The following is a 21,428-nucleotide window of genomic DNA, read 5'->3' on the forward strand; positions in this document are numbered from 1 at the left end:
GCTTCTAGATGACCTTGCCTGTCCAAGCGCTCATACCGCCTCGTACATTGATGACATCATAGCCTTTTTTCTTAAGCTTTTTCGCAGCTAGTTTGCTTCGTACACCAGAGTGACAAATGACATAAAGTGTTTCTTTTGTCGCAGGTGTGTAAGAACCGATTTCCGTTAGAGGGATATTCTTGGCATTTTTGATATGACCTCTACGGAATTCCATAGGCGTCCGAACATCTAGTAGCTGAATCGGTTCTCTGAGTTTAGCTTCTAACTCGCTGGTAGAAATACTGTCAATTTTTGTAAATAAGTGAAACATAGGCACCTCCAAATATACCCTTATGGGGTATATTAAACCATGAAGTTAATCTTTTGTCAAGCAAGTTGTTTTGACTTGGGTATATTCGATGTTTTTAGGATTTGATCGTTTAAATTATGATATAATAAAAACATCAAAAGAACTTTGGTTGATACTTAAGAAAACTCTATGAACCGAAGATGCGAGGAGAAATTATGCATAAAAAACCGCACACACACATATATATATATATATATAATTTCGCGAATAGCTAAGTTTTTTTATGTTTTATTTATACGTATACCTGTTACTTTTGTGACAGGCTTTTTGCGTACCATAAGCATGAAGGAGGTGGCTCATGCTTAAGGATATTCGGATGGAAAATCAAGCCATCACATCTAAATCAGCCTTTCTCAAGGAGTTGAAGAGTAAACTTCCAGATTTCTTTGTAGGCGAAAGCTTTGATATGGACAAATTTAAGAGAAATCTAGCTAAGGAGAGTATTCAAACGGAGTTGTCTTCTGGCTACCAACTAGATTTTGTTGGAAAGAACTATGCAAAAAAACAAACAGGAGAGCTTTCAGAAACGGTGGTTGTTCCTAATATCAAGCATAATGAAGAGATGATTCATCAGAACAGCCGCAATCTCTTTTTTACGGGAGATAATTTGGAGGTTCTACGTCACCTACAAGCTGGTTATGAAAATAGCATCGATGTCATCTATATTGACCCGCCCTATAATACAGGATCGGACGGTTTTGTCTATCCTGATAGCTTTTCTCACAGCGATGAGAAACTCAAAGCTATGTTTGGTCTGGATGAGGAGGGGCTTTCTCGGCTTAAGTCTATTCAGGGCCGTGCCACACACTCAGCTTGGTTAACCTTTATGTATCCTAGACTCTGGCTGGCAAAACGTCTTCTCAAGGATACGGGTGTTATTTTTGTCTCTATCGATGATAATGAACAAGCTAATCTAAAATTACTTATGGATGAGATATTTGGAGAAGGACAGTTTGTGGCTAATCTAGCTATTGAAAATAATCCTAAGGGAAGAAAAAATGGGAAATTTGTAGCTGTCAGTCATGAGACACTGTTAGTTTATGCAAGAGATTTTGACAAAGCCCTTCCGTTTGAAAATGTTGTAAGAAAAAACAAATTATTAAAAGATGAATATGGGTATTATTCCCATGGGAAGCGTGTTTTAGTTGGTGAAAGCACAAATAAACTAGCTGCTGATGATAATAAGAATTACTCAGTTTATTATAATGGAGAAGTGATTGAGCTAGTAACTGAGAAGATCGATGAAGTTAGAAGTGATTTGTTAGATAAGGGATATAAAGTTTATAAATCAATAAAAGATGGGGAACTTCTTGAAAATACGTACTCTAAAAGTAAGTTTCTAGAGTTATTTAATACAAAATCGTTGATATTTAAAGAAGAGAGTATCTATGAAAAAGATAGAAATGTTTACAAACAACAAAAAAGTTTAATCAAATCATCTGATGAGTGGGATTTCAAAACGGAGACTGCTGGTTTTGTTTACGGAGAATTTGATTCAAAGAAACTGTTTTCAATGCCAAAAAATCCATCTTTTATTAAAATGTTATTAAAGATGTTTGGAAACAACTCTGCCACTGTTCTAGACTTTTTCGCTGGATCTGCGACGACAGCTGATGCAGTCATGCAGTTAAATGCTGAGGACGGAGGAAATCGTAGCTATATCATGGTACAGTTAGATCAGCCGACTTTTACGACAAACTCTGATGGCACAGAAAGCCCTGCAAAAGGGGCAGAAGCTGCCTATAAGGACGGTTATCGCTATATTGATCAAATTTCTCGTGAGCGGATTAAGTGTGCGAGGGCTAAAATTCTTGAGAGAAATCCTAGTTTTCCTAACTTTGATGGTGGATTTAAGCATTATCAAGTAGTCAAGCCTGATCAGAAATTGTTGGAAGACTTGGATACGTATGATATTGAGACAGGAACTTTTATGGATGGATCTGGACAGATTAACTTGATCGGCGAAGATTATTTTGACGACATGTTGACACCTTTTTCAGCAGATTATCTGGGAGTTGAGGGGGGAGCTTTAGCTTACGAGACCATTTTGACAACTTGGAAGTTATCAGATGGATATGCAGTTGATAAGAAAGAAAATTATCTTGACCTTGCTGGTTACCCTGCTATCCAACTGGATAATCGTTTATATTTGATTGAACAGGGCTGGACAGAAGAGCAGACAAGAGTATTAGTCAATCTTCTTGGTAGGCGCGAGCTGGAGGTTCAGACTATCATTCTATATGGTTATAGTTTTGAGATGACAGCCCTGCGTGAGCTTGAGTTAGCCTTGTCCAGTCTGGACAAGGTAGTTAAGTTGATAAAGAATTATTAGGAGGTCGTCATGAAACTATTTCTAGAAGAACTGCCCCATCAAGAAGAAGCTTTAAAAGCTATTATGGATGCATTTCCAAAGATTGATGATGGTAGTACGGATCCCGATATCAACTATGTCTATGCTAATCCTCTTCTCTATGGACGCTATGATGAGAAGAAATTTTTAGATGTCAAGATGGAGACAGGAACTGGTAAGACCTATGTATATACCAGACTTCTCTATGAGCTTCACAAGGAGAGAGGACTTTTTAAATTTATTATAGTCGTACCGAGTCCCGCTATCAAAGAGGGAACCAGACATTTTATCCAGTCGGATTATGCTAAACAGCACTTTTCTCAACATTACAGTAACGTTCGTATTGATCTCAATGTCATCAATGCAGGAGACTTTAAAGTGAAAAGTGGTCGCAAAAACTTTCCAGCTCAACTGACAAGTTTTATCGAAGGCTCAAGGCTTAATAGCAATACGATTCAAGTTCTTCTAGTCAATGCAGATATGCTACGATCGTCTTCTATGACGAGTGACAAATACGATCAGACCCTTTTGTCTAACATCACACAGCCCATTGCAGCCCTTGAAAGAACGCGTCCAGTTGTTATTATAGACGAACCACATCGTTTTCCCATTGACGGCAAAAATTATCAAGCGGTAACCAGTCTCAAGCCTCAAATGATTGTTCGCTTTGGGGCTACATTTCCTGAGGTGATGGTAAAAAATGGTCGAGTGGGACATTTAAAGAAACACTATTATCAAGACCAACCAGTCTATAACTTGACTGCTGTCAAGTCCTTTAATCAAGGGCTTGTAAAGGGGATTGATATTGCTTATCCTAAATTGACTAAAGAGGAAAGCCAAAATGTATGGAAGGTAGTGGGCGTAAAAGCGAAGGAGTTGACGCTGAAAAAAGGCAATTTGACAAGGACGCTAGCGGTCGGAGATAATCTTGCTGATGTTGATTCTGCTTTTGAGGGGGATGTTTTTTATGCAGGTTCCAAAGTGCTCAGTAATGGATTAGAATTGGCTGTTGGGATGATGCTCATACCTCACACCTTTGCTAACTCTTATCAGGAACTTATGATAGAAGATGCTATTGATAAGCACTTTATAAAGGAATGGGAACTTTTTAGTCGTCCGAATAATCAACCTAAGATTAAGGCTCTAACCCTTTTTTTCATTGACTCTATTGCCTCTTATCGAAAGAAGGATGGCTGGTTGCGTTTGACCTTTGAGCGTCTGCTTTTGGCTAAATTGCAAAGCAGGATAGCAGACATGGAAAAAATGTCAGATGCTATCAGTAAAGATTATTTAGGCTACCTTAAAGCAAGTCTATGTGACTTGCAGGCTGATACTCAGTCCATTCATGCAGGCTATTTCGGAGAAGATCGTGGGTCAAGTGCCGATGATATCCAAGCAGAAGTTGATGATATTCTTCATAATAAAACCAAGCTATTGTCTTTTAAAGATGGTGAAGGGAATTGGCTAACTAGACGCTTCCTCTTTTCAAAGTGGACGCTTCGTGAAGGATGGGATAACCCCAATGTTTTTGTTATTTGCAAACTTCGCACTTCCGGATCTGAAAATTCGAAGATTCAAGAAGTAGGTCGAGGACTTCGTCTTCCAGTTGATGAGAAGGGACGCCGTGTCACACAAGACGAATTTGTCTCTCGGTTGGATTTCCTCATTGGATATGATGAGAGAGATTTTGCCCAAAAATTAATTGGAGAAATCAACAACGACGCTCCAATTGAATTTAATAGAGAAAGATTAGATGAGCAAACGATTCGGTTGATTCTTAGCCATTATTCGGATTTGACGGAGAATGTCCTCAAAAATCAGTTGGGACAGAAGGGAATTATTGATTTTTCTATGACTTATCAAGAGGGAGGATGGGAGAAATTATGCCAGTTGTATCCCATCCTGACAGAACAGCAACTGAGAGGCGATAAGGTTCGTAATAGTAATGAGACAAGGCCTGTTACGCATGTTAAATTAAATCAAGACAACTGGAAACAGGTGAAAGAACTTTGGAGAGATTTTTCGAAGCGACGTATGATAGTTTTTGATGATGGAGCTGTTGACATATCACAACTTATGGATCAGATATTTTTAGATGAGACGCACTATGTTGTTGAATATTTTGGTATGATAAGGGAAAGTCTGGTAGCAGGGGATAGTGAAGTTGCTAGTTCAATGGAGACGGCTCGTTATAGGCATACGAGAGCTGGTATGGCGTATGGAGACTTCCTCAAAAAGCTGGTACAGGAAACGAATTTACCTATTACAGCATTACATAGGCGACTCTTAAAAGTATTGAAAAAAATTAGAAATGATAATATTCTAAATAATGAGACTTTGAAAAATTTGGTTAAAGCCTTTAAATGTGCTTTTGAGAAGAGTTATAGCACAGCTTATCGCTATGAAAGTTTGGATTTTCAAGCTATTACAACACTTTATGATGCTACAACGGATAGTTTTGTAAATGAAATTATTATTGGAAATTTAGGTACAAAAGAGTTGACTGAAGTTGGGAGGGAAGAACGATATCTTTACGACCGTCCACCCGTTTACTATGATAGTGAGAATCCAGAGAAAAAACTTCTTCAGCATCACTACGATAAGACAGTAACAGTATTCGGAAAACTTCCTAAATCTGCTATTCGTATTCCAAAATATACAGGTGGAACAACTAGTCCTGATTTTGTTTTTGTAATTGAAGGTGCTCAAAATAAGATTATTTATCTTTTTGTAGAAACTAAGGCAGATAATATGCGAGACACTGATAAATTAGCTATTGCTATTCAAGAGTATTTTTTTAATTCCTTGGGAAATCAAAATATTGTTTATCAGGTGGCAACGGATGAAGAGCAAGTTTATCAGAAATTGCGAGAACTTGGTACGAAGCAATGATTTTTATTATGGTTTCGATGTTCAGGAACCATTTCCTTGCTGAATAAAAAGTGATTTCCATTTTGGGAATCACTTTTTTACAACATCATGTAAACAATACATTGTGATTGATATAGACAAAGTGAACGATTTCTAATCGATAAATTGCAAGAATAAGTGAGCGTTGATAGTGTCCGAAAATTTGATATTATAGTATTCTTGACCTTTCAAAGGCTTTTTGATATGATGGGCTCCAAAGTAAGTATGAGGTGATACTATGACCAGTGAATACCAGAAAATGATAGCAGGAGAACCCTATCATCCGTTTGATTCCGAGTTACGGGCCTTGGCTCAGGCTTCTCGCCAAAAACAGGCTGCCTTTAACCGGGAAGAAGATCCCTTGAAGGGAGCCGAAATCATCAAGACTTGGTTTGGTTCAACCGGACAAAATCTCTATGTCAATCCACATCTGGTGGTCGATTATGGGGTCAATATCCATCTAGGGGAAAATTTTTATTCTAATTGGAACTTGACCATGCTGGATGTTTGTCCGATTCGCATCGGGAACAACGCCATGATTGGTCCCAACTGTCAGTTTTTAACCCCACTCCATCCACTGGATCCGGATGAACGCAATTCAGGGGTCGAATACGGCAAGCCCATCACCATTGGAGACAATTTCTGGGCTGGAGGTGGCGTCATCGTCCTTCCTGGAGTGACACTAGGAAATAATGTCGTTGCTGGAGCAGGGGCTGTGATTACCAAGTCCTTTGGAGATAATGTTGTCCTAGGTGGGAATCCTGCGCGTGTTATCAAGGAAATACCAGTAAAAGAAAACTAAAAAGAACAGCCTGGGCTGTTCTTTTTATGAACTCTAATCTTATAAATTTTTCTTCTTTTTTGCTTTCTTGGTCAAGGAAACATCGTACTGAGGGATGTTGGTTTTAAAAATCTATTAAAGGTAGTCTAAAGTTCAAAAATTGTTTTAGCAGCCCTTTCTAAAAAATTACTAGGCGAAATCTAATCCAAACTGAATTTAAGGAAACTTTCAGAAAAGTTTTAGTTTTGTTTCGGGAATCTTCTGTAGACTGTCTAGCTATATCATACGAAGGAGAGGAAAAAGGTATGAAATCAAAAAAATGGACCCTACTCGCAACGAGTTTAACGGCAATGGTGCTGCTGGCAGCATGTGCCCAGTCAACAACTACATCCAATACCAATGCAACGACAAATAGTGCCACAACAACTTCAACAAAGACAAACCAATCTTCCTATTTTACTGAGAAGGACTATGATACTTCTTATGATGAAAGTACAGCTTCTAAGATTGAGTTATCTGGCTCATCAGCAAACGTCTCTGGAGATGGGGTGACAGTCTCTGAATCAACAGTGACCATCACAAAATCTGGAACCTATGTGATTTCAGGTCAGTCTGACGGAGTGCAGATCAAGGTCGAGGCAGATAAGTCAGCAGATGTTCACCTAGTCCTAAAAGGCGCGACCATGACCAATACCAATGCAACGATATCTGCGACATCAGCCGGCCACGTCTACTTAACTCTAGCAGAGGAAACCACCAATAGTCTCTCTGACTCAAGCTCTAACAGCGATGAAAAGGCTGACGCAGCTCTCTTTTCTAAGGTGGATTTGACCATCAACGGGAAAGGAACTCTCAATGTAGATGGCAAGAAAAACAATGGTATCAAGGATAACGACACCCTCCACATCACGGGTGGAACCTATAACATCACAGCAGTCGGCGATGCCTTTAATGTCAATGATGAACTCAACATCACTGGTACGACCATGACCATCGATGCCAAAGAGGATGGAGTCAAGGTCGACAATGATGACGATATGACTGTCGGCAATATGTATTTGGCTAACAATACCATAACAGTTACAGCAGGAGATGATGGAATTCACGCTTCTGGTAACCTAGTGATTGATAGCGGTACCTATACCGTTAAGAATTCAACAGAAGGGATAGAAGGAAAATCTATCACCATAAACGACGGCGATATCAATGTCTATACGACAGATGATGGAGTCAATGCAGCAAATAAAAATGCCCAACAAAGTGAGATTTTCTTTACTATGAACGGTGGGAACCTGACAATAGAAGTTGGTCAAGGGGATACAGATCCAATCGACTCAAACGGGGATATCACGGTTACAGGTGGAACCATTAAAATGATTGGTCAAACAGGTTTTGACTTTGATGGAACGGCGACCTATACAGGTGGTGACATCTATCTCAACGGCGAAAAACAAACGGAAATCGTCAACTCTATGCCTGGAGGCGGTGGACCAAATGGAGGCCCTCAAGGAAATGGTGGTCCTGGCGGTCCAGCCCCTGGCGGACGAGGATAAAAAAGAATCTCCTTTCTCGAAAGAGAAGGGAGAGTTTTTATGTTTGAGAGATGGATTGTAGCTAAAACAACTCCCCATTAGGTCTTGAAAATTTCTTAGTCTGTTTCATATAAAAATGAGTAAAATGAATTTCCATCGCCAAGGTCATTAGAGTTGCGATAGCAATGACGATGGTAGGATTGGCTGAGAAAAGCAGAGGAAGAATAGGCCTTTAAAAAGTGGACAGGAAAGACGATATCGGAGTATCGAGAAGAGATTCAGAAACACTCCTAAAATCAGAGATATTTTTAATAAGCATCAGATAATATCATCTGGTGTTTTTATTTTTTTAAAGAATTTCAACTTTTTTCTTGACAAGTGAGTGATTACTCACTATAATAGGTTTATATTTAGTAAGTGAGTAATCACTCACCAAGGAGGAAGTAAATGAAAACGCTACTACATTTACAAGATTTAGTAAAATCTTTTGACCATCAAATAGTTCTGAATCATGTCAGCTTTGAATTGCAGACAGGAGAAATTATAGGATTAATTGGTCCGTCTGGTGCTGGTAAATCAACTATGATTAAGACTGCGTTAGGAATGGAAAAGGCTGATGGAGGCGTAGCTTTAGTGTTAAATCACACTATGCCCAATCGCCATATTTTAGGAGATATTGGTTATATGGCCCAGTCAGATGCCTTATATGAGGCTTTGTCAGGTCAAGAAAATCTAGAATTTTTTGGGCAGCTAAAAGGGCTATCCAAAAGAGATCTGACAGCTGAAATTGCCCATGTGGCTCAAGTTGTGGATCTGACAGAGCATTTGAATAAAACGGTATCCGGTTATTCTGGAGGAATGAAGCGACGCTTGTCTTTAGCCATCGCGCTTCTGGGGAATCCTCAGCTCTTGATTTTGGACGAACCGACAGTTGGAATCGACCCTTCTCTTCGAAAGAAAATTTGGAAAGAATTATTCGCGCTTAGAGACAATGGGATTGGGATATTAGTTACTACCCATGTTATGGATGAAGCAGAGTTAGCGGATAAGGTCGGCTTGTTATTAGGTGGAAAAATCATTGCTTTTGATACACCGCAACACTTAAAAGATAGTTATCAAGTTTCAAGTATTGAAGAAGTATTTTTGAAAGCAGAAGGAGAGTAAGATGAGAACCATTGCTATTGCTAAAAAAGTTATCAAAGAATTGCTTCGTGACAAACGAACCTTGGCTATGATGTTTGTAGCGCCGGTATTTATTATGTGGCTGATGAACCTCATGTTTTCAGCTAGTACAACCGTGAATGTCAAGTTAGCGACACAAGATCTACCAACTGGTTTGGTAACGAAAATGGATGAGCTCGATCATGTGGACGTCGAGACTTATCAAGACTTAGATCAGGCTAAAAAAGCTCTAGCTGACGAGAAAGTAGATGCAGTCATATCGTATAAAGATGGTGAGTATCAGGTCGACTACGCAAATACGGATGCTTCTAAAACAACTATGACACGACAAGTGTTACGAACAAGTATCGTCAATGAAGGCACCGATCAGTTATTATCTCGTGTCAAACAAGCTCTTCCACAATTGAAATTAGATGCAAAGGCGCCTGAAATCAAAGAATCTTACCAATATGGAGATAAAAATACTGGATTCTTTGCACATATGATTCCAATTTTAATTGGCTTTGTGGTCTTTTTCTTTGTCTTTTTGATTTCTGGTATGGCACTTTTGAAAGAGCGCACAAGTGGAACCTTGGATCGCTTGTTAGCAACCCCAGTGAAACGTTCTGAAATCGTCTATGGCTATATGTTGTCTTACGGTATTATTGCGATTTTTCAAACGGCAGTTGTCGTCTTAGCAGCAATTTGGCTACTAGATGTAGAAGTTGTAGGAAATATTTTAAATGTTATAATAGTTAATGTGGTACTGGCTCTTGTAGCACTAGCTTTTGGAATTCTCTTGTCTACTCTAGCAAAATCAGAATTCCAAATGATGCAATTTATTCCTCTCGTGATTATGCCTCAACTCTTTTTCTCAGGGATTATTCCATTGTCATCCATGGGAGAATGGGCTCCAACTGTGGGGAAATTTTTGCCATTAACCTATTCTGGTGATGCAATAAGCCAGATTATTCTTTACGGACACAATCTTGGTGATATTTTGTCAAATCTTGGTGTTTTAATGATTTTCTTGATCATTTTAACAATTCTCAATATTGTTGGATTGCGTCGTTATCGTAAAGTTTAGAAATCAACATAAATAATGCTAAAAAAGGTGTGAAGATTAGATGGATAAGACTGTTTTTGAATCGTTTGAAGATTACTTAGAAGAAGCGAATTACCCTCAAGGAAAGAAAAAAATCATGCAGGCAGCAGTGGATCTCATATCAACCAGGAGTTACCATGGGACCTCAACTCTTCACATAGCTGAGCGTGCTGGACTAAGCCAGGCAACTTTGTTTAAGTATTTTAAGACGAAGGATGATTTACTGACGGCTATTTTACATCCTGTAGTCCCAGGCATTTTCGGTAGTTTTTTTGAGGAACTCTTAGCTTTTGAAACGACAGAAGAGAGGGTTCGTTATCTCGTCCATGATCGTATGAGCTATCTCAAAAAAAATCGTGCTTTGATGAAAATCATTCTGCAGGAGAGTTTTTCAAATAAAAAACTAAAAAATGAACAGATTTTTATCTGGAATGCTATTCAAGATAAACTTCGAGTGCTTCATAAGGAATTGCTAGCAGATCCACGTGTAAATCCAGAGTTAACGATTCCTCAAATGGTTCGTATTTGTGTTGGTCCATTGTTGGCTTACTTCGCTCAGCTTTATATCGTTAGCGATAATGGAGAAATAAAAGAGGAAGACTTAGACTTATTAGAAAAACAGATTTTAGGTGGTTTGTGGAAATAAGGGAGTTCTAGAAGAACTAAGGTTTATTTACTTAACTTTCAAACAAGCTAAAAAAGACATGTTCTGCTTATTTCAGATTCATGTCTTTTTGTTATTGGATTTGATATGTTTTTATAAGTCCTCAATCACTTTGCCAAAACAGAAACCAACCTCTCCAGCGGTGCAACGATTTTTTAAATATATGGAAGAGGAGTTTTCTGGCTTGCTAAAGTCAACTCCTTGACACTCCGTCAGCTTTTGATACAATAGTACAAAATTACAGGAGGTGGGTTATGATTCAGAAACATGCGATTCCCATTTTGGAGTTTGATGACAATCCCCAGGCGGTCCTTATGCCAACACATGAGGGATTGGACTTAAAGTTGCCAAAGAAGTGTATCTATGCGTTTTTGGAGGAGGAGATTGACCGATATGCCCAGGAAGTAGGAGCGGACTGTATTGGTGAGTTCGTTTCGGCCACCAAGACTTATCCAGTCTACGTCCTCAACTATAAAGGCGAAGAGATTTGTCTGGCCCAGGCGCCCGTGGGCTCTGCCCCAGCGGCCCAGTTTATGGATTGGTTGATTGGCTATGGTGTGGAGCAAATCATCTCTACTGGTACCTGTGGCGTCCTAGCCGATATAGAGGAGAATGCCTTTCTCATCCCTGTTCGCGCTCTGCGAGATGAGGGGACCAGCTACCACTATGTAGCACCTTCTCGTTATATGGAGATACAGATTGAGGCTATCTCTGCCATTGAGCAAGTCTTGGAACAAAAAGGCATTCCTTACGAGGAAGTTATGACCTGGACGACAGATGGTTTTTACCGAGAGACAGCTGAAAAGATTGCCTATCGCAAGGAAGAAGGCTGTGCTGTTGTGGAGATGGAGTGCTCTGCTCTTGCGGCAGTAGCTCAGTTACGTAGGGTTGTCTGGGGAGAACTGCTCTTTACCGCAGATTCCCTGGCGGATCTAGATAACTACGACAGTCGTGACTGGGGTTCGGAAGCTTTTGATAAGGCGCTCGAACTCTGTCTTGCTATTGTGCACCACATGTGAGTGCTCTTACTGTTTTTATGGTACAATGTAGCTATGTTATTCAAATCTTTTTTGGAAAAAATAAAGACGACGCTGGTTCGGTTATCGCCAGCCCGTCGTATCTTTTTAAGTTTTGCCTTAGTTATCTTCTTGGGCTCGCTCCTTTTAAGCCTCCCCTTTGTGCAAGCAACAACGTCACAAGCGACCTACTTTGACCATCTCTTTACGACTGTGTCCATGGTCTGTGTGACAGGGCTCTTCACCCAGCCGGTGGCCTCTACTTATAATATTTGGGGTCAATTGATTTGCATGCTGTTGATCCAGATCGGTGGTTTGGGGCTTATGACCTTTATTGGAATTTTTTATATCCAAGGGAAACAAAAGCTCAGTCTTCGTAGCCGTGAGACTATTCAAGAAAGTTTTAGTTATGGGGAAACCCAGTCCTTAAAGGACTTCATCCGATCGATCTTTTTGACGACTTTTCTGGTAGAAGGGCTCGGTGCCTTTCTACTGAGTTTCCGCTTCATTCCTGAATTTGGATGGGGGCGAGGGATGTTAACCTCTATCTTTTTGGCTATTTCAGCTTTCTGCAATGCTGGATTTGATAATTTTGGAAGTACGAGTTTGGCAGTCTTTCAGACGGACCCTTTGATCAATCTAGTGATTGCAGGATTGATTATAACGGGTGGTCTAGGATTTATGGTCTGGTTTGACCTAGCGACCCAGTTTGGGAAAAAGAAAAAGCGCCGTCTTCGCTTTCACACTAAGCTGGTTCTCTTTTTAACAGCGGGAATTTTATTCTTTGGAACGGTATCAACCCTTTTGATTGAGTGGAACAATTCAGGTACGATTGGGAATCTCAGCGTCCCAGAGAAACTGCTGGTTAGCTTTTTCCAGACTGTCAGCATGAGAACGGCAGGTTTTGCCTCTATTGACTACACCCAGGCTCGACCGGTCACCCTGCTGATCTACATCTTGCAGATGTTTCTGGGTGGGGCACCTGGAGGGACGGCAGGGGGACTCAAGATTACGACCTTCTTTGTCTTGTTGGCCTTCGCTCGTAGCGAACTATTGGGCTTACCTCATGCCAATGTGGCTCGGAGAACTATTGAACCTCGAACCGTGCAAAAATCTTTTAGTGTATTTATTATCTTCTTGCTAACATTCTTGTTGGGCTTGATTCTGTTAGGGATAACAGCAGAAGGAAATCCGCGCTTTATCTACCTCATGTTTGAGACCATTTCAGCCCTTGCGACAGTTGGAGTGACGGCGAATTTAACACCAGAGTTAGGTAAGTTAGCTCTCAGTATCGTTATGTTGTTGATGTTTATCGGCCGTATTGGCCCCTTGACACTACTGGTCAGTTTAGCAGAATACCAGCCAGACAAGAAAGATTTGATTCACTATATGAAAGCAGATATCACCATTGGATAAGAAAGGAAGAACGATGTCAGATCGGACGATTGGAATTTTAGGCTTGGGAATTTTTGGGAGTAGTGTTTTGGCTGCTCTTGCCAAGCATCATATGAATATCATTGCTATTGATGACCACGAGGAGCGCATTAATCAATTTGAACCCGTGCTGGCGCGTGGGGTAGTTGGGGATATCACGGATGAAGAACTCCTTCTATCAGCGGGAATTGACACCTGCGATACCGTAGTCGTTGCAACGGGGGAAAATCTGGAATCCAGTGTTCTTGCGGTCATGCACTGTAAGAGTCTAGGAGTACCGACCGTCATTGCCAAGGTAAAAAGTCACATGGCTAAAAAGGTACTGGAGAAAATTGGTGCGGACTCTGTCATCTCACCGGAATTTGAAATGGGACGTTCGTTAGCGCAGAGAATTCTCTTCCATAACAGCGTAGATGTCTTTCAGTTGGACAAGAATGTTTCAATTGTCGAGATGAGAATCCCCCAATCTTGGGCAGGGAAAAGCCTTAGTCAGCTAGATTTACGTGGGCGATACAATCTCAATGTACTTGGATTTCGTGACTATGAAAATGCTCCTCTAGATGTTCAATTCGGTCCTGATGACCTTTTACGGTCAGGCACCTATATCATGGCGGTGATTAATAACCAACATTTGGATACTCTAACAGAGCTGAGTGAGTAGGAGAGGAAGGGCTACTTTTTTCCAATAACTATTGAGTCAATATAAGTATTTTATAAGAGGGATTTAAGAAAAATTTTAACTTTTTCTTAATCCTTTTTAATTTTAGGAGATTATACTAGAGTCATCAAAAAAAGAAAAACTCTAAGGAGAATCCTATGAAATTCAATCCAAATCAGAGATATACTCGTTGGTCTATTCGCCGTCTCAGTGTCGGCGTTGCCTCAGTTGTTGTGGCCAGTGGCTTCTTTGTCCTAGTTGGGCAACCAAGTTCTGCACGTGCTGATGTCGTCAATCCGACTCCTGCCCAAGTCGTGCCAAGCGCTGCTTCGGTGAGTGAAAAGAGCGACTTACCAGCAGAGGTTCTCAAGAAAGCAGTTGATGTAGCTCTTCCTTCAGAACAGTCTATTCCAACACCTAAAGCAAGTGTGGATCCGACAAGCTCTTCAGAAACAGCGGATGCAACTGCTAAAGACCCGGTAGTAGCACCAAAAGAAGAAGTGCAAGCACAACCTGACTCTAAGAAACAAACAGAAGATGCAGTTAAACCTGTGGAAAGTCCTGCGTCTACAGTTTCTGGACAAGACCGTGAAGCCAGTGAAGCGAAATCAGCGACCACTCCAGCCGAAGTACAAAAAGGTGTGGCCGACAACACCAAAGACACAGTAGATGTCCCAGCTTCTTATTTGGATAGAGCTAATTTCCCAGGCCCATTTACAGCTGGTGTCAACCAAGTTATTCCATACGAAGCCTTTGGTGGTGATGGTATGTTGACTCGCCTTATCTTGAAAGCCTCTGATAAGGCTCCATGGTCAGACAACGGCTCAGCTAAAAATCTTGCTCTCCCACCAGTGGAGAAATTGGGCAAAGGTCTTTACTTCTATGAAGTAGACTTGGCAGGCACCCAAGGCAAATCAGATAAAGAGTTGCTTGACCTCTTAAAACAAAATGGAACTCAAAGCTATAAAGCTACTATCAAGGTGTACGGTGCGAAAGATGGCAAGCCTGACTTAACTAACCTCGTAGCGACTAAGGATTTGGATGTTAACTTGAATGGTTTGACCACCCCAGCTGAAGTGCAAAAAGGTGTGGCTGACAACACCAAAGACACAGTAGATGTTCCGGCTTCTTATTTGGATAGAGCCAACTTCCCAGGACCATTCACAGCTGGTGTCAACCAAGTTATTCCATACGAATTCTTCGCTGGTGACGGCATGTTGACTCGTCTTATCTTGAAAGCATCCGATAAGGCTCCATGGTCAGACAATGGAACGGCTAAAAATCCCGCTCTCCCACCAGTAGAGAAATTGGGCAAAGGCCTTTACTTCTATGAAGTGGATTTAGCAGGCACCCAAGGTAAATCTGACAAAGAGTTGCTTGATCTTTTAAAACAAAATGGAACTCAAAGCTATAAAGCTACTATCAAGGTGTACGGTGCGAAAGACGGCAAGCCTGACTTAACTAACCTCGTAGCAACTAAAGATTTGACTGTTAATTTGAATGGCTTGACCACACCAGCTGAAGTGCAAAAGGGTGTGGCTGACAACACCAAAGACACAGTAGATGTCCCAGCCACTTACTTGGACAAGGCTAATTTCCCAGGTCCATTTACAGCTGGTGTCAATCAAGTTATTCCATATGAAGCTTTTGGTGGAGATGGTATGTTGACTCGTCTGATCTTGAAAGCATCTGATAAGGCTCCATGGTCAGACAATGGTTCAGCTAAAAATCCCGCTCTCCCACCAGTAGAGAAATTGGGCAAAGGCCTTTACTTCTACGAAGTAGACTTGGCTGGCACCCAAGGCAAATCTGACAAAGAGTTGCTTGATCTCTTGAAACAAAATGGAACTCAAAGCTATAAAGCTACCATCAAAGTGTACGGTGCAAAAGACGGCAAACCTGACTTAACTAACCTCGTAGCGACTAAAGATTTGACTGTTAATTTGAATGGCTTGACCACACCAAATCAGGTCAAAGACTCTGTTGTTAACAATGTCAAAGACATGATTGATGTTCCAGCTAGCTACCTTGATAAGGCTAAGGTTCCTGGACCTTTCTTGGCTGGTGTCAACCAAGTTATTCCATACGAAGCTTTTGGTGGAGATGGTATGTTGACTCGCCTCTTGTTAAAAGCCTCAGACAAAGCTCCATGGTCAGACAATGGAACAGCTAAAAATCCTGCCCTATTGCCACTTGAAGGCTTGGCTAAAGGTCAATATTTCTACGAAGTGGATTTGAATGGCAATACGGTTGGCAAAGATGGTCAGGCCTTGCTGGATCAACTTCGAGCTAACGGAACCCATACATATCTAGCTACTGTTAAAGTCTATGGATCTAAAGATGGCAAACCTGATTTGACCAATCTGATTGCTACTCGTCAAGTAACGATTCGACTTCGTGGAAAAGAAATGGCGACAATACCATCTCAACAAGGTCAGATGAATACGAAGCCTTCTGAAACAGGCTCTACAGGTATGACTGAGGGTATGATGGGTACAAATCACCATATGTCAGATATGAAAGTAGATCAACCAGCTTCTAGCCCAATGGCTAATATAATGAAAAAAGATGATAAAGCGATGCTACCAAATACTGGGGAAGCTAAAACGGCTACAGCTGGCCTTGGTATCTTTGGTCTAGCCTTGGCAGGTCTTGTTGGACTTTTGGGTTTGACAACCAAACGAGAAGATTAAGATTCAAATCACTTAAACATTAGGGAAAATAGTGTTATACTAAAGCAAGTATAACACTGTTTTTATCGAAGGAGTGTCAGATGAAAAAGACAATTTTGCTGGTTGATGATGAGATAGATATTCTAGATATTCAAAACCGCTATCTTATACAGGCAGGTTACGATGTTTTGGTCGCCCATGATGGTAAGGAGGGCTTAGAGCTTTTCAGAAAAAAATCTATCGACCTCATTATCACAGATATCATGATGCCCAATATGGATGGCTATGATTTTATCAGTGAAGTTCAGTATATCGCTCCGGATCAACCCTTCCTCTTTACAACTGCTAAGACAAGCGAACAGGATAAAATTTATGGGTTAAGTTTGGGGGCAGATGATTTTATAGTCAAACCCTTTAGCCCACGCGAATTGGTTTTAAGAGTGAATAATATCTTGCGTCGCCTTAGCCGCGGAGGAGAGACAGAACAGATCGAGTTTGGTGACTTGATAATCAACCATGTGACTCATGAAGTTCGCATTGGGGAGCAACCTTTGGAATTGACAGTAAAATCCTTTGAACTTCTATGGATATTAGCCAGCAATCCTGAGAGAGTCTTTTCAAAGACGGAACTTTACGAGAAGGTATGGCAAGAGGACTATGTGGATGATACCAATACACTCAATGTTCATATCCATGCTTTGAGGCAAGAGTTGACCAAGTATACAAATTCAAATGCTCCTGCTATCAAAACGGTCTGGGGTTTGGGCTATAAGATGGAAAGACCAAGAGGTAGAAAATGAAATTAAAAAACTATATTTTAGTGGGGTATCTAGTGTCGACTCTACTAACAATTTTGGTCGTTTTCTGGGCAGTCCAACGAATGTTGATTGAGAAAAGTGAAGTTTACTTTCTAGTTGGAATGACCTTGATTGCTAGTTTCATTGGCGCTGCAGTGAGCATCTTTCTTTTGTCGCCTGTGTTCTCTTCTCTGAAACATTTGAAAAAACAAGCTCAGGATATAGCAAGCAAGGATTTCAGCACAGAAATTGAAACCAAAGGCCCATTAGAATTTCAAGAGCTGGGCCAGGCTTTTAATGACATGTCCCACAATTTGCAAGCCACCTTTCAATCACTTGATGAGAGCGAGCAAGAAAAGAGAATGATGATTGCGCAGCTCTCTCACGATATTAAAACTCCCATTACCTCCATTCAGGTTACTGTGGAGGGAATTCTAGATGGAGTGATTAAGGAAGAGGAGCGGCTCCACTACTTAGCCACGATTGGTCGGCAAACTGAGCGTCTAAACAAGCTAGTAGAGGAATTGGATGTTTTGACTCTTAACACACAACCTCAAGATACTGCTGATGAAGAAGTCGAAGAGGTATTTTTAGATCAATTGCTGATTGAGTCAATGAGTGAATTTCAACTCCAGATTGAACAAGAGGAGCGAGATGTTTACATTCAAGTATCACCTGAGTCGGCGAAAATCAAGAGCCATTCTGACAAACTCTCTCGCATTCTGGTTAATTTGTTAAACAATGCCTTTAAATATTCAGAACCAGGAACCAGAATCGAGGTTCTTGCCCAATTAACAGAACAAGAGCTGACAATCAGTGTGAAAGACGAGGGTCAGGGGATCCTTCCTGAAGATTTGGAAAAGATTTTTAAACGACTTTATCGTGTAGAAACTTCGCGCAATATGAAGACGGGTGGACATGGATTAGGACTTGCGATTGCACGCGAACTAGCCCATCAGCTTGGTGGCGAAATCACAGCAGAAAGTCAGTATGGCTTAGGAAGCAAGTTTACATTCAGTCTTAGTTTGAAATAAAGGCGTAAAATCCCTTTACAAATCTAGCTTTTCATGGTATAGTAGTCTTTGTGTGAAATAGCAGCAGGAAAGCATGAAGCTCGTCAACAGGTGTCTTATGACAAGTAACCTTGGCTGTTTAGGCGAAGGGCATCTGCACGAATCAGGGCTTTCTAAGTGACTATTTCCACCGAAATATTATTTATATCAGGAGGACATACACATGTCACGTTATACAGGACCATCTTGGAAACAAGCTCGTCGCCTTGGCCTTTCACTTACAGGTACAGGTAAAGAATTGGCACGTCGTAACTACGTACCAGGACAACACGGACCAAACAACCGTTCTAAATTGTCAGAATACGGTTTGCAATTGGCTGAAAAACAAAAACTTCGTTTCACTTACGGTGTAGGTGAAAAACAATTCCGTAACTTGTTCGTACAAGCTACAAAAATCAAAGGTGGAATCCTAGGTTTCAACTTCATGCTTCTTTTGGAACGTCGTTTGGATAACGTTGTTTACCGTCTTGGTCTTGCGACTACTCGTCGTCAAGCTCGTCAATTCGTAAACCACGGTCACATCCTTGTTGACGGAAAACGCGTTGATATCCCATCATACCGCGTAACTCCAGGTCAAGTGATCTCAGTTCGTGAAAAATCATTGAAAGTTCCAGCAATCCTTGAAGCAGTAGAAGCTACTCTTGGACGCCCAGCATTCGTATCATTCGACGCTGAAAAATTGGAAGGTTCATTGACTCGCTTGCCAGAACGCGACGAAATCAACCCAGAAATCAACGAAGCACTTGTCGTTGAATTCTACAACAAAATGCTTTAATTTTAAGAAATATCTTACAGAAAGCCTACAACAGTGGGCTTTTTGCTTTGTCTTAAAAAACTATAGAACGATTCTTAACTGTGAAGGAGGATAAAAAAATTCCCTGCAAAATGAAATTGCAAGGAACTTTTGTTAATGGTTATGGGCAAGCCAGGTGGAATACTTTTTCCCAAGCCAGAGAGCAAAGAGGAGATTGATGACGACGAGGCCTGAACCGACCAGTGAAAATAGGAAAAATTCGCTAGTCGAAACTTGCCACAAATGTACGATGTCTGTAATCAAATAAGCACTGACAGGAAAACAAATGGTAGAAGTAATCAGAGCAGGGATATACTTACGGAGAAGAATTGATTGTCCAATATGGAGCAAGAGATGGAGTGCAAAGGCCACAAATCCCCCTAACCAAACTAATTCGAGCACTCTAGATTGAGTAAAATACGCTAATAAGGTGATGGATAGGACAAGAATAAACTCCTCAAAAACAGCAAGGGCAAATTCCTCTGTTGTAATTCCTTTGTGAATCTTGAGAATAGCTGGAGCATTTTGAGCCAGTAAGGTTTCGTTGAGATGAATCCAAGGGACAAGACCGATAATTTCTTCCATATCGTGAAAGATAAAGAGTAGCGGGAACATCCAAAGATAAAATGCCATAAATCTCTCCTGAAAAGTTATAGATCGCTAACCAATAAAGCAAAAAACGCCCAGTAAGGCGTTTTGAGTTAGGTGTGCTTATTTCACTTCTGTAAGAGTTAAATAATTTCTATTTTAGCTGTTAGAAACGTTGGTACATCAATGTTTCTAGAATGCTACATAATAAAAGGTAGAGTGAATGGTAGAGTAGTTATTGCGTTAGCTCAGCAATCTTTTCAAGATAAATCCCCACAGCTTCTAACTTTCGTTGTGGTGCTAATTCAGCGTAAGTATCCATTGTAGTTGAAATGGATTTATGTCCCATTCTGACTTGGAGTTCTTTCCAATTTGTTCCAGCATTAAGTAGCATTGAAGCATGAGTATGTCGGAATAAATGGAAACCATAGTTTGGTAATCCAAGACCTACTAACCTTTTCTTAAGAGTTGTTCTCTCGTTTCTGTCACACATATAGTTCCCATAGATTGTAGGGAAAATCAGTTTTGTTCTATGTCTGTTGTGCAATTCAAGATACTTGTTCATTTCGTGGTGGAAATCTCTGAGTTTTTCTATTATGGGGGGAGGGACAGGGACAGAGCGATTTCCTGCATCAGTTTTTGGTGTAGCTTTACAGATAACTTCCCCTTTTGTCCCATCTTTTTTATTTGCGGTTTTCCACATCAATGTTTTACTGACGTTAATAGAAGAATTTTCAAAATCTAGGTCATCAATCGTCAATGCAAGTAATTCATTTATTCGCAAAGCGGAGGCTAATAGAGTATTACAAATTAACTTAAATCTACGATTGGCTCTATTGTTATCTAAACTTTCAAGATAATTAAGCCATATTACAAGACCATCATCATGTAATACCATGATGCGTTGCTTATTTGATTTTGGCTTAGGTGGTATCTTAACAGTGCTAACAGGATTAGTGATTAGTCCATAGTTTGTAATTCCATAGTCAAAAATATCTTTCAACTTATGGATAACAGCACCAAAATCTTTAGCACTACCTTTATCAGCACGCTTTATACCAGATTCAATGGACTCTTTTGATTTCTTTGCCAAATCGTTTAACCAAAGCTGGATATCCGCAGATTCAATTTTATCTGGTTTGTAATCTCCAAATTTAGGGATAATATAATTATCAAGATAACCTCTTACTCTGTTCAGAGTATTATGCGAGTTAACCCAGGTTTTATATGATTTAAACCATTCTTCAGCTAAATCTTCCAGTGTATCAATGACGATAACTTTTTCTCGTGTTGAGCCATTTTTTTCAAATTCTAGTCGTGCTTGAATGATTGCTCTATCTAACTGTTTTAGTGTCTTGGCTGTAATGGTAGTAGTGACTTGCTTACCAGTTTTGATATCTTTTCCCAGAAATGTCCCCTTCAAAGTGTATGAGATGGACTTATCTTTTTTGATTTTTTTAATGACTTTTTTGCCATTATGAATAATTGTTTCAGTTTCCATATTTGCCTTTCTTCATGGATATTGAAGTAGGCTAAAATAGTTAC

17 protein-coding genes and 1 pseudogene are annotated in these 21,428 nt (G+C 40.3%); 14 read left to right on the forward strand and 4 right to left on the reverse strand.

What is annotated here, in order from left to right:
- Positions 1-4: 4 nt before the first annotated feature.
- Entirely contained in the window at positions 5-310 is a 306-nt protein-coding gene (locus MK396_RS08330) for a rhodanese-like domain-containing protein (RefSeq protein WP_125840643.1), read from the reverse strand.
- A gap of 337 nt (positions 311-647) precedes the next feature.
- On the opposite strand from MK396_RS08330, the gene MK396_RS08335 reads away from it, so the two are divergent.
- The 4 genes from MK396_RS08335 to MK396_RS08350 all read left to right on the forward strand — a co-directional run bounded on the left by MK396_RS08335 (position 648) and on the right by MK396_RS08350 (position 7,943).
- Entirely contained in the window at positions 648-2,681 is a 2,034-nt protein-coding gene (locus MK396_RS08335; protein WP_125840644.1) for a site-specific DNA-methyltransferase, read from the forward strand.
- Positions 2,682-2,690: 9 nt separating this feature from the next.
- Positions 2,691-5,591 (forward strand): type III restriction-modification system endonuclease, encoded by a 2,901-nt coding sequence (locus MK396_RS08340; protein ID WP_268724268.1) that lies wholly within the window; start codon positions 2,691-2,693, stop codon positions 5,589-5,591.
- A 256-nt stretch (positions 5,592-5,847) separates the two neighbouring features.
- Positions 5,848-6,411: a sugar O-acetyltransferase gene (locus MK396_RS08345; protein ID WP_084868592.1), complete on the forward strand. Its 564-nt coding sequence runs from the start codon at positions 5,848-5,850 to the stop codon at positions 6,409-6,411.
- Positions 6,412-6,695: 284 nt separating this feature from the next.
- Positions 6,696-7,943: a carbohydrate-binding domain-containing protein gene (locus tag MK396_RS08350; RefSeq protein ID WP_268724269.1), complete on the forward strand. Its 1,248-nt coding sequence runs from the start codon at positions 6,696-6,698 to the stop codon at positions 7,941-7,943.
- 61 nt (positions 7,944-8,004) lie between these two features.
- Here MK396_RS08350 and MK396_RS09980 read toward each other — a convergent pair.
- Positions 8,005-8,139 (reverse strand): annotated as a pseudogene (locus MK396_RS09980) (low temperature requirement protein A); the annotation flags it as partial.
- A 230-nt stretch (positions 8,140-8,369) separates the two neighbouring features.
- Here MK396_RS09980 and MK396_RS08355 point away from each other — a divergent pair.
- From MK396_RS08355 to rpsD, 10 genes are all read left to right on the forward strand, one after another.
- Complete coding sequence (locus MK396_RS08355; RefSeq protein ID WP_084868590.1) at positions 8,370-9,086, forward strand: ABC transporter ATP-binding protein; 717 nt, start codon at positions 8,370-8,372, stop codon at positions 9,084-9,086.
- Between the two features lies 1 nt (position 9,087).
- Positions 9,088-10,170 (forward strand): ABC transporter permease, encoded by a 1,083-nt coding sequence (locus MK396_RS08360; RefSeq protein WP_268724270.1) that lies wholly within the window; start codon positions 9,088-9,090, stop codon positions 10,168-10,170.
- A 40-nt stretch (positions 10,171-10,210) separates the two neighbouring features.
- Entirely contained in the window at positions 10,211-10,834 is a 624-nt protein-coding gene (locus MK396_RS08365) for a TetR/AcrR family transcriptional regulator (RefSeq protein ID WP_000361924.1), read from the forward strand.
- Positions 10,835-11,106: 272 nt separating this feature from the next.
- Complete coding sequence (locus MK396_RS08370; protein ID WP_254736736.1) at positions 11,107-11,871, forward strand: nucleoside phosphorylase; 765 nt, start codon at positions 11,107-11,109, stop codon at positions 11,869-11,871.
- A 33-nt stretch (positions 11,872-11,904) separates the two neighbouring features.
- Positions 11,905-13,284 (forward strand): TrkH family potassium uptake protein, encoded by a 1,380-nt coding sequence (locus tag MK396_RS08375; protein WP_084852978.1) that lies wholly within the window; start codon positions 11,905-11,907, stop codon positions 13,282-13,284.
- Between the two features lie 13 nt (positions 13,285-13,297).
- Positions 13,298-13,963 (forward strand): potassium channel family protein, encoded by a 666-nt coding sequence (locus tag MK396_RS08380; RefSeq protein ID WP_061420237.1) that lies wholly within the window; start codon positions 13,298-13,300, stop codon positions 13,961-13,963.
- Between the two features lie 155 nt (positions 13,964-14,118).
- A complete protein-coding gene (locus tag MK396_RS08385) occupies positions 14,119-16,653 on the forward strand; it encodes an SSURE domain-containing protein (protein ID WP_268724271.1) in 2,535 nt (844 codons plus the stop codon).
- Positions 16,654-16,733: 80 nt separating this feature from the next.
- Positions 16,734-17,432, forward strand: a complete 699-nt coding sequence (locus MK396_RS08390; protein WP_268724272.1) for a response regulator transcription factor — start codon at positions 16,734-16,736, stop codon at positions 17,430-17,432.
- The gene (locus tag MK396_RS08395; protein WP_033629184.1) at positions 17,429-18,463 is read left to right on the forward strand and encodes a sensor histidine kinase; all 1,035 of its coding nucleotides are present in this window, start codon (positions 17,429-17,431) and stop codon (positions 18,461-18,463) included. The genes MK396_RS08390 and MK396_RS08395 overlap by 4 nt, the downstream gene beginning before the upstream one ends.
- 202 nt (positions 18,464-18,665) lie before the next feature.
- On the forward strand, positions 18,666-19,277 hold the full coding sequence (gene rpsD / locus MK396_RS08400) for a 30S ribosomal protein S4 (protein WP_000092756.1): 612 nt from the start codon (positions 18,666-18,668) through the stop codon (positions 19,275-19,277).
- A 132-nt stretch (positions 19,278-19,409) separates the two neighbouring features.
- Here the strand turns inward: rpsD and MK396_RS08405 are convergent, their stop codons facing one another.
- On the reverse strand, positions 19,410-19,928 hold the full coding sequence (locus MK396_RS08405; protein WP_268724273.1) for an HXXEE domain-containing protein: 519 nt from the start codon (positions 19,926-19,928) through the stop codon (positions 19,410-19,412).
- Between the two features lie 190 nt (positions 19,929-20,118).
- The gene (locus tag MK396_RS08410; protein WP_000447185.1) at positions 20,119-21,384 is read right to left on the reverse strand and encodes a tyrosine-type recombinase/integrase; all 1,266 of its coding nucleotides are present in this window, start codon (positions 21,382-21,384) and stop codon (positions 20,119-20,121) included.
- Positions 21,385-21,428: the final 44 nt, after the last annotated feature.

Source organism: Streptococcus oralis, from assembly GCF_026782235.1.
Classification (GTDB): Bacteria; Bacillota; Bacilli; order Lactobacillales; family Streptococcaceae; genus Streptococcus; species Streptococcus oralis_CC.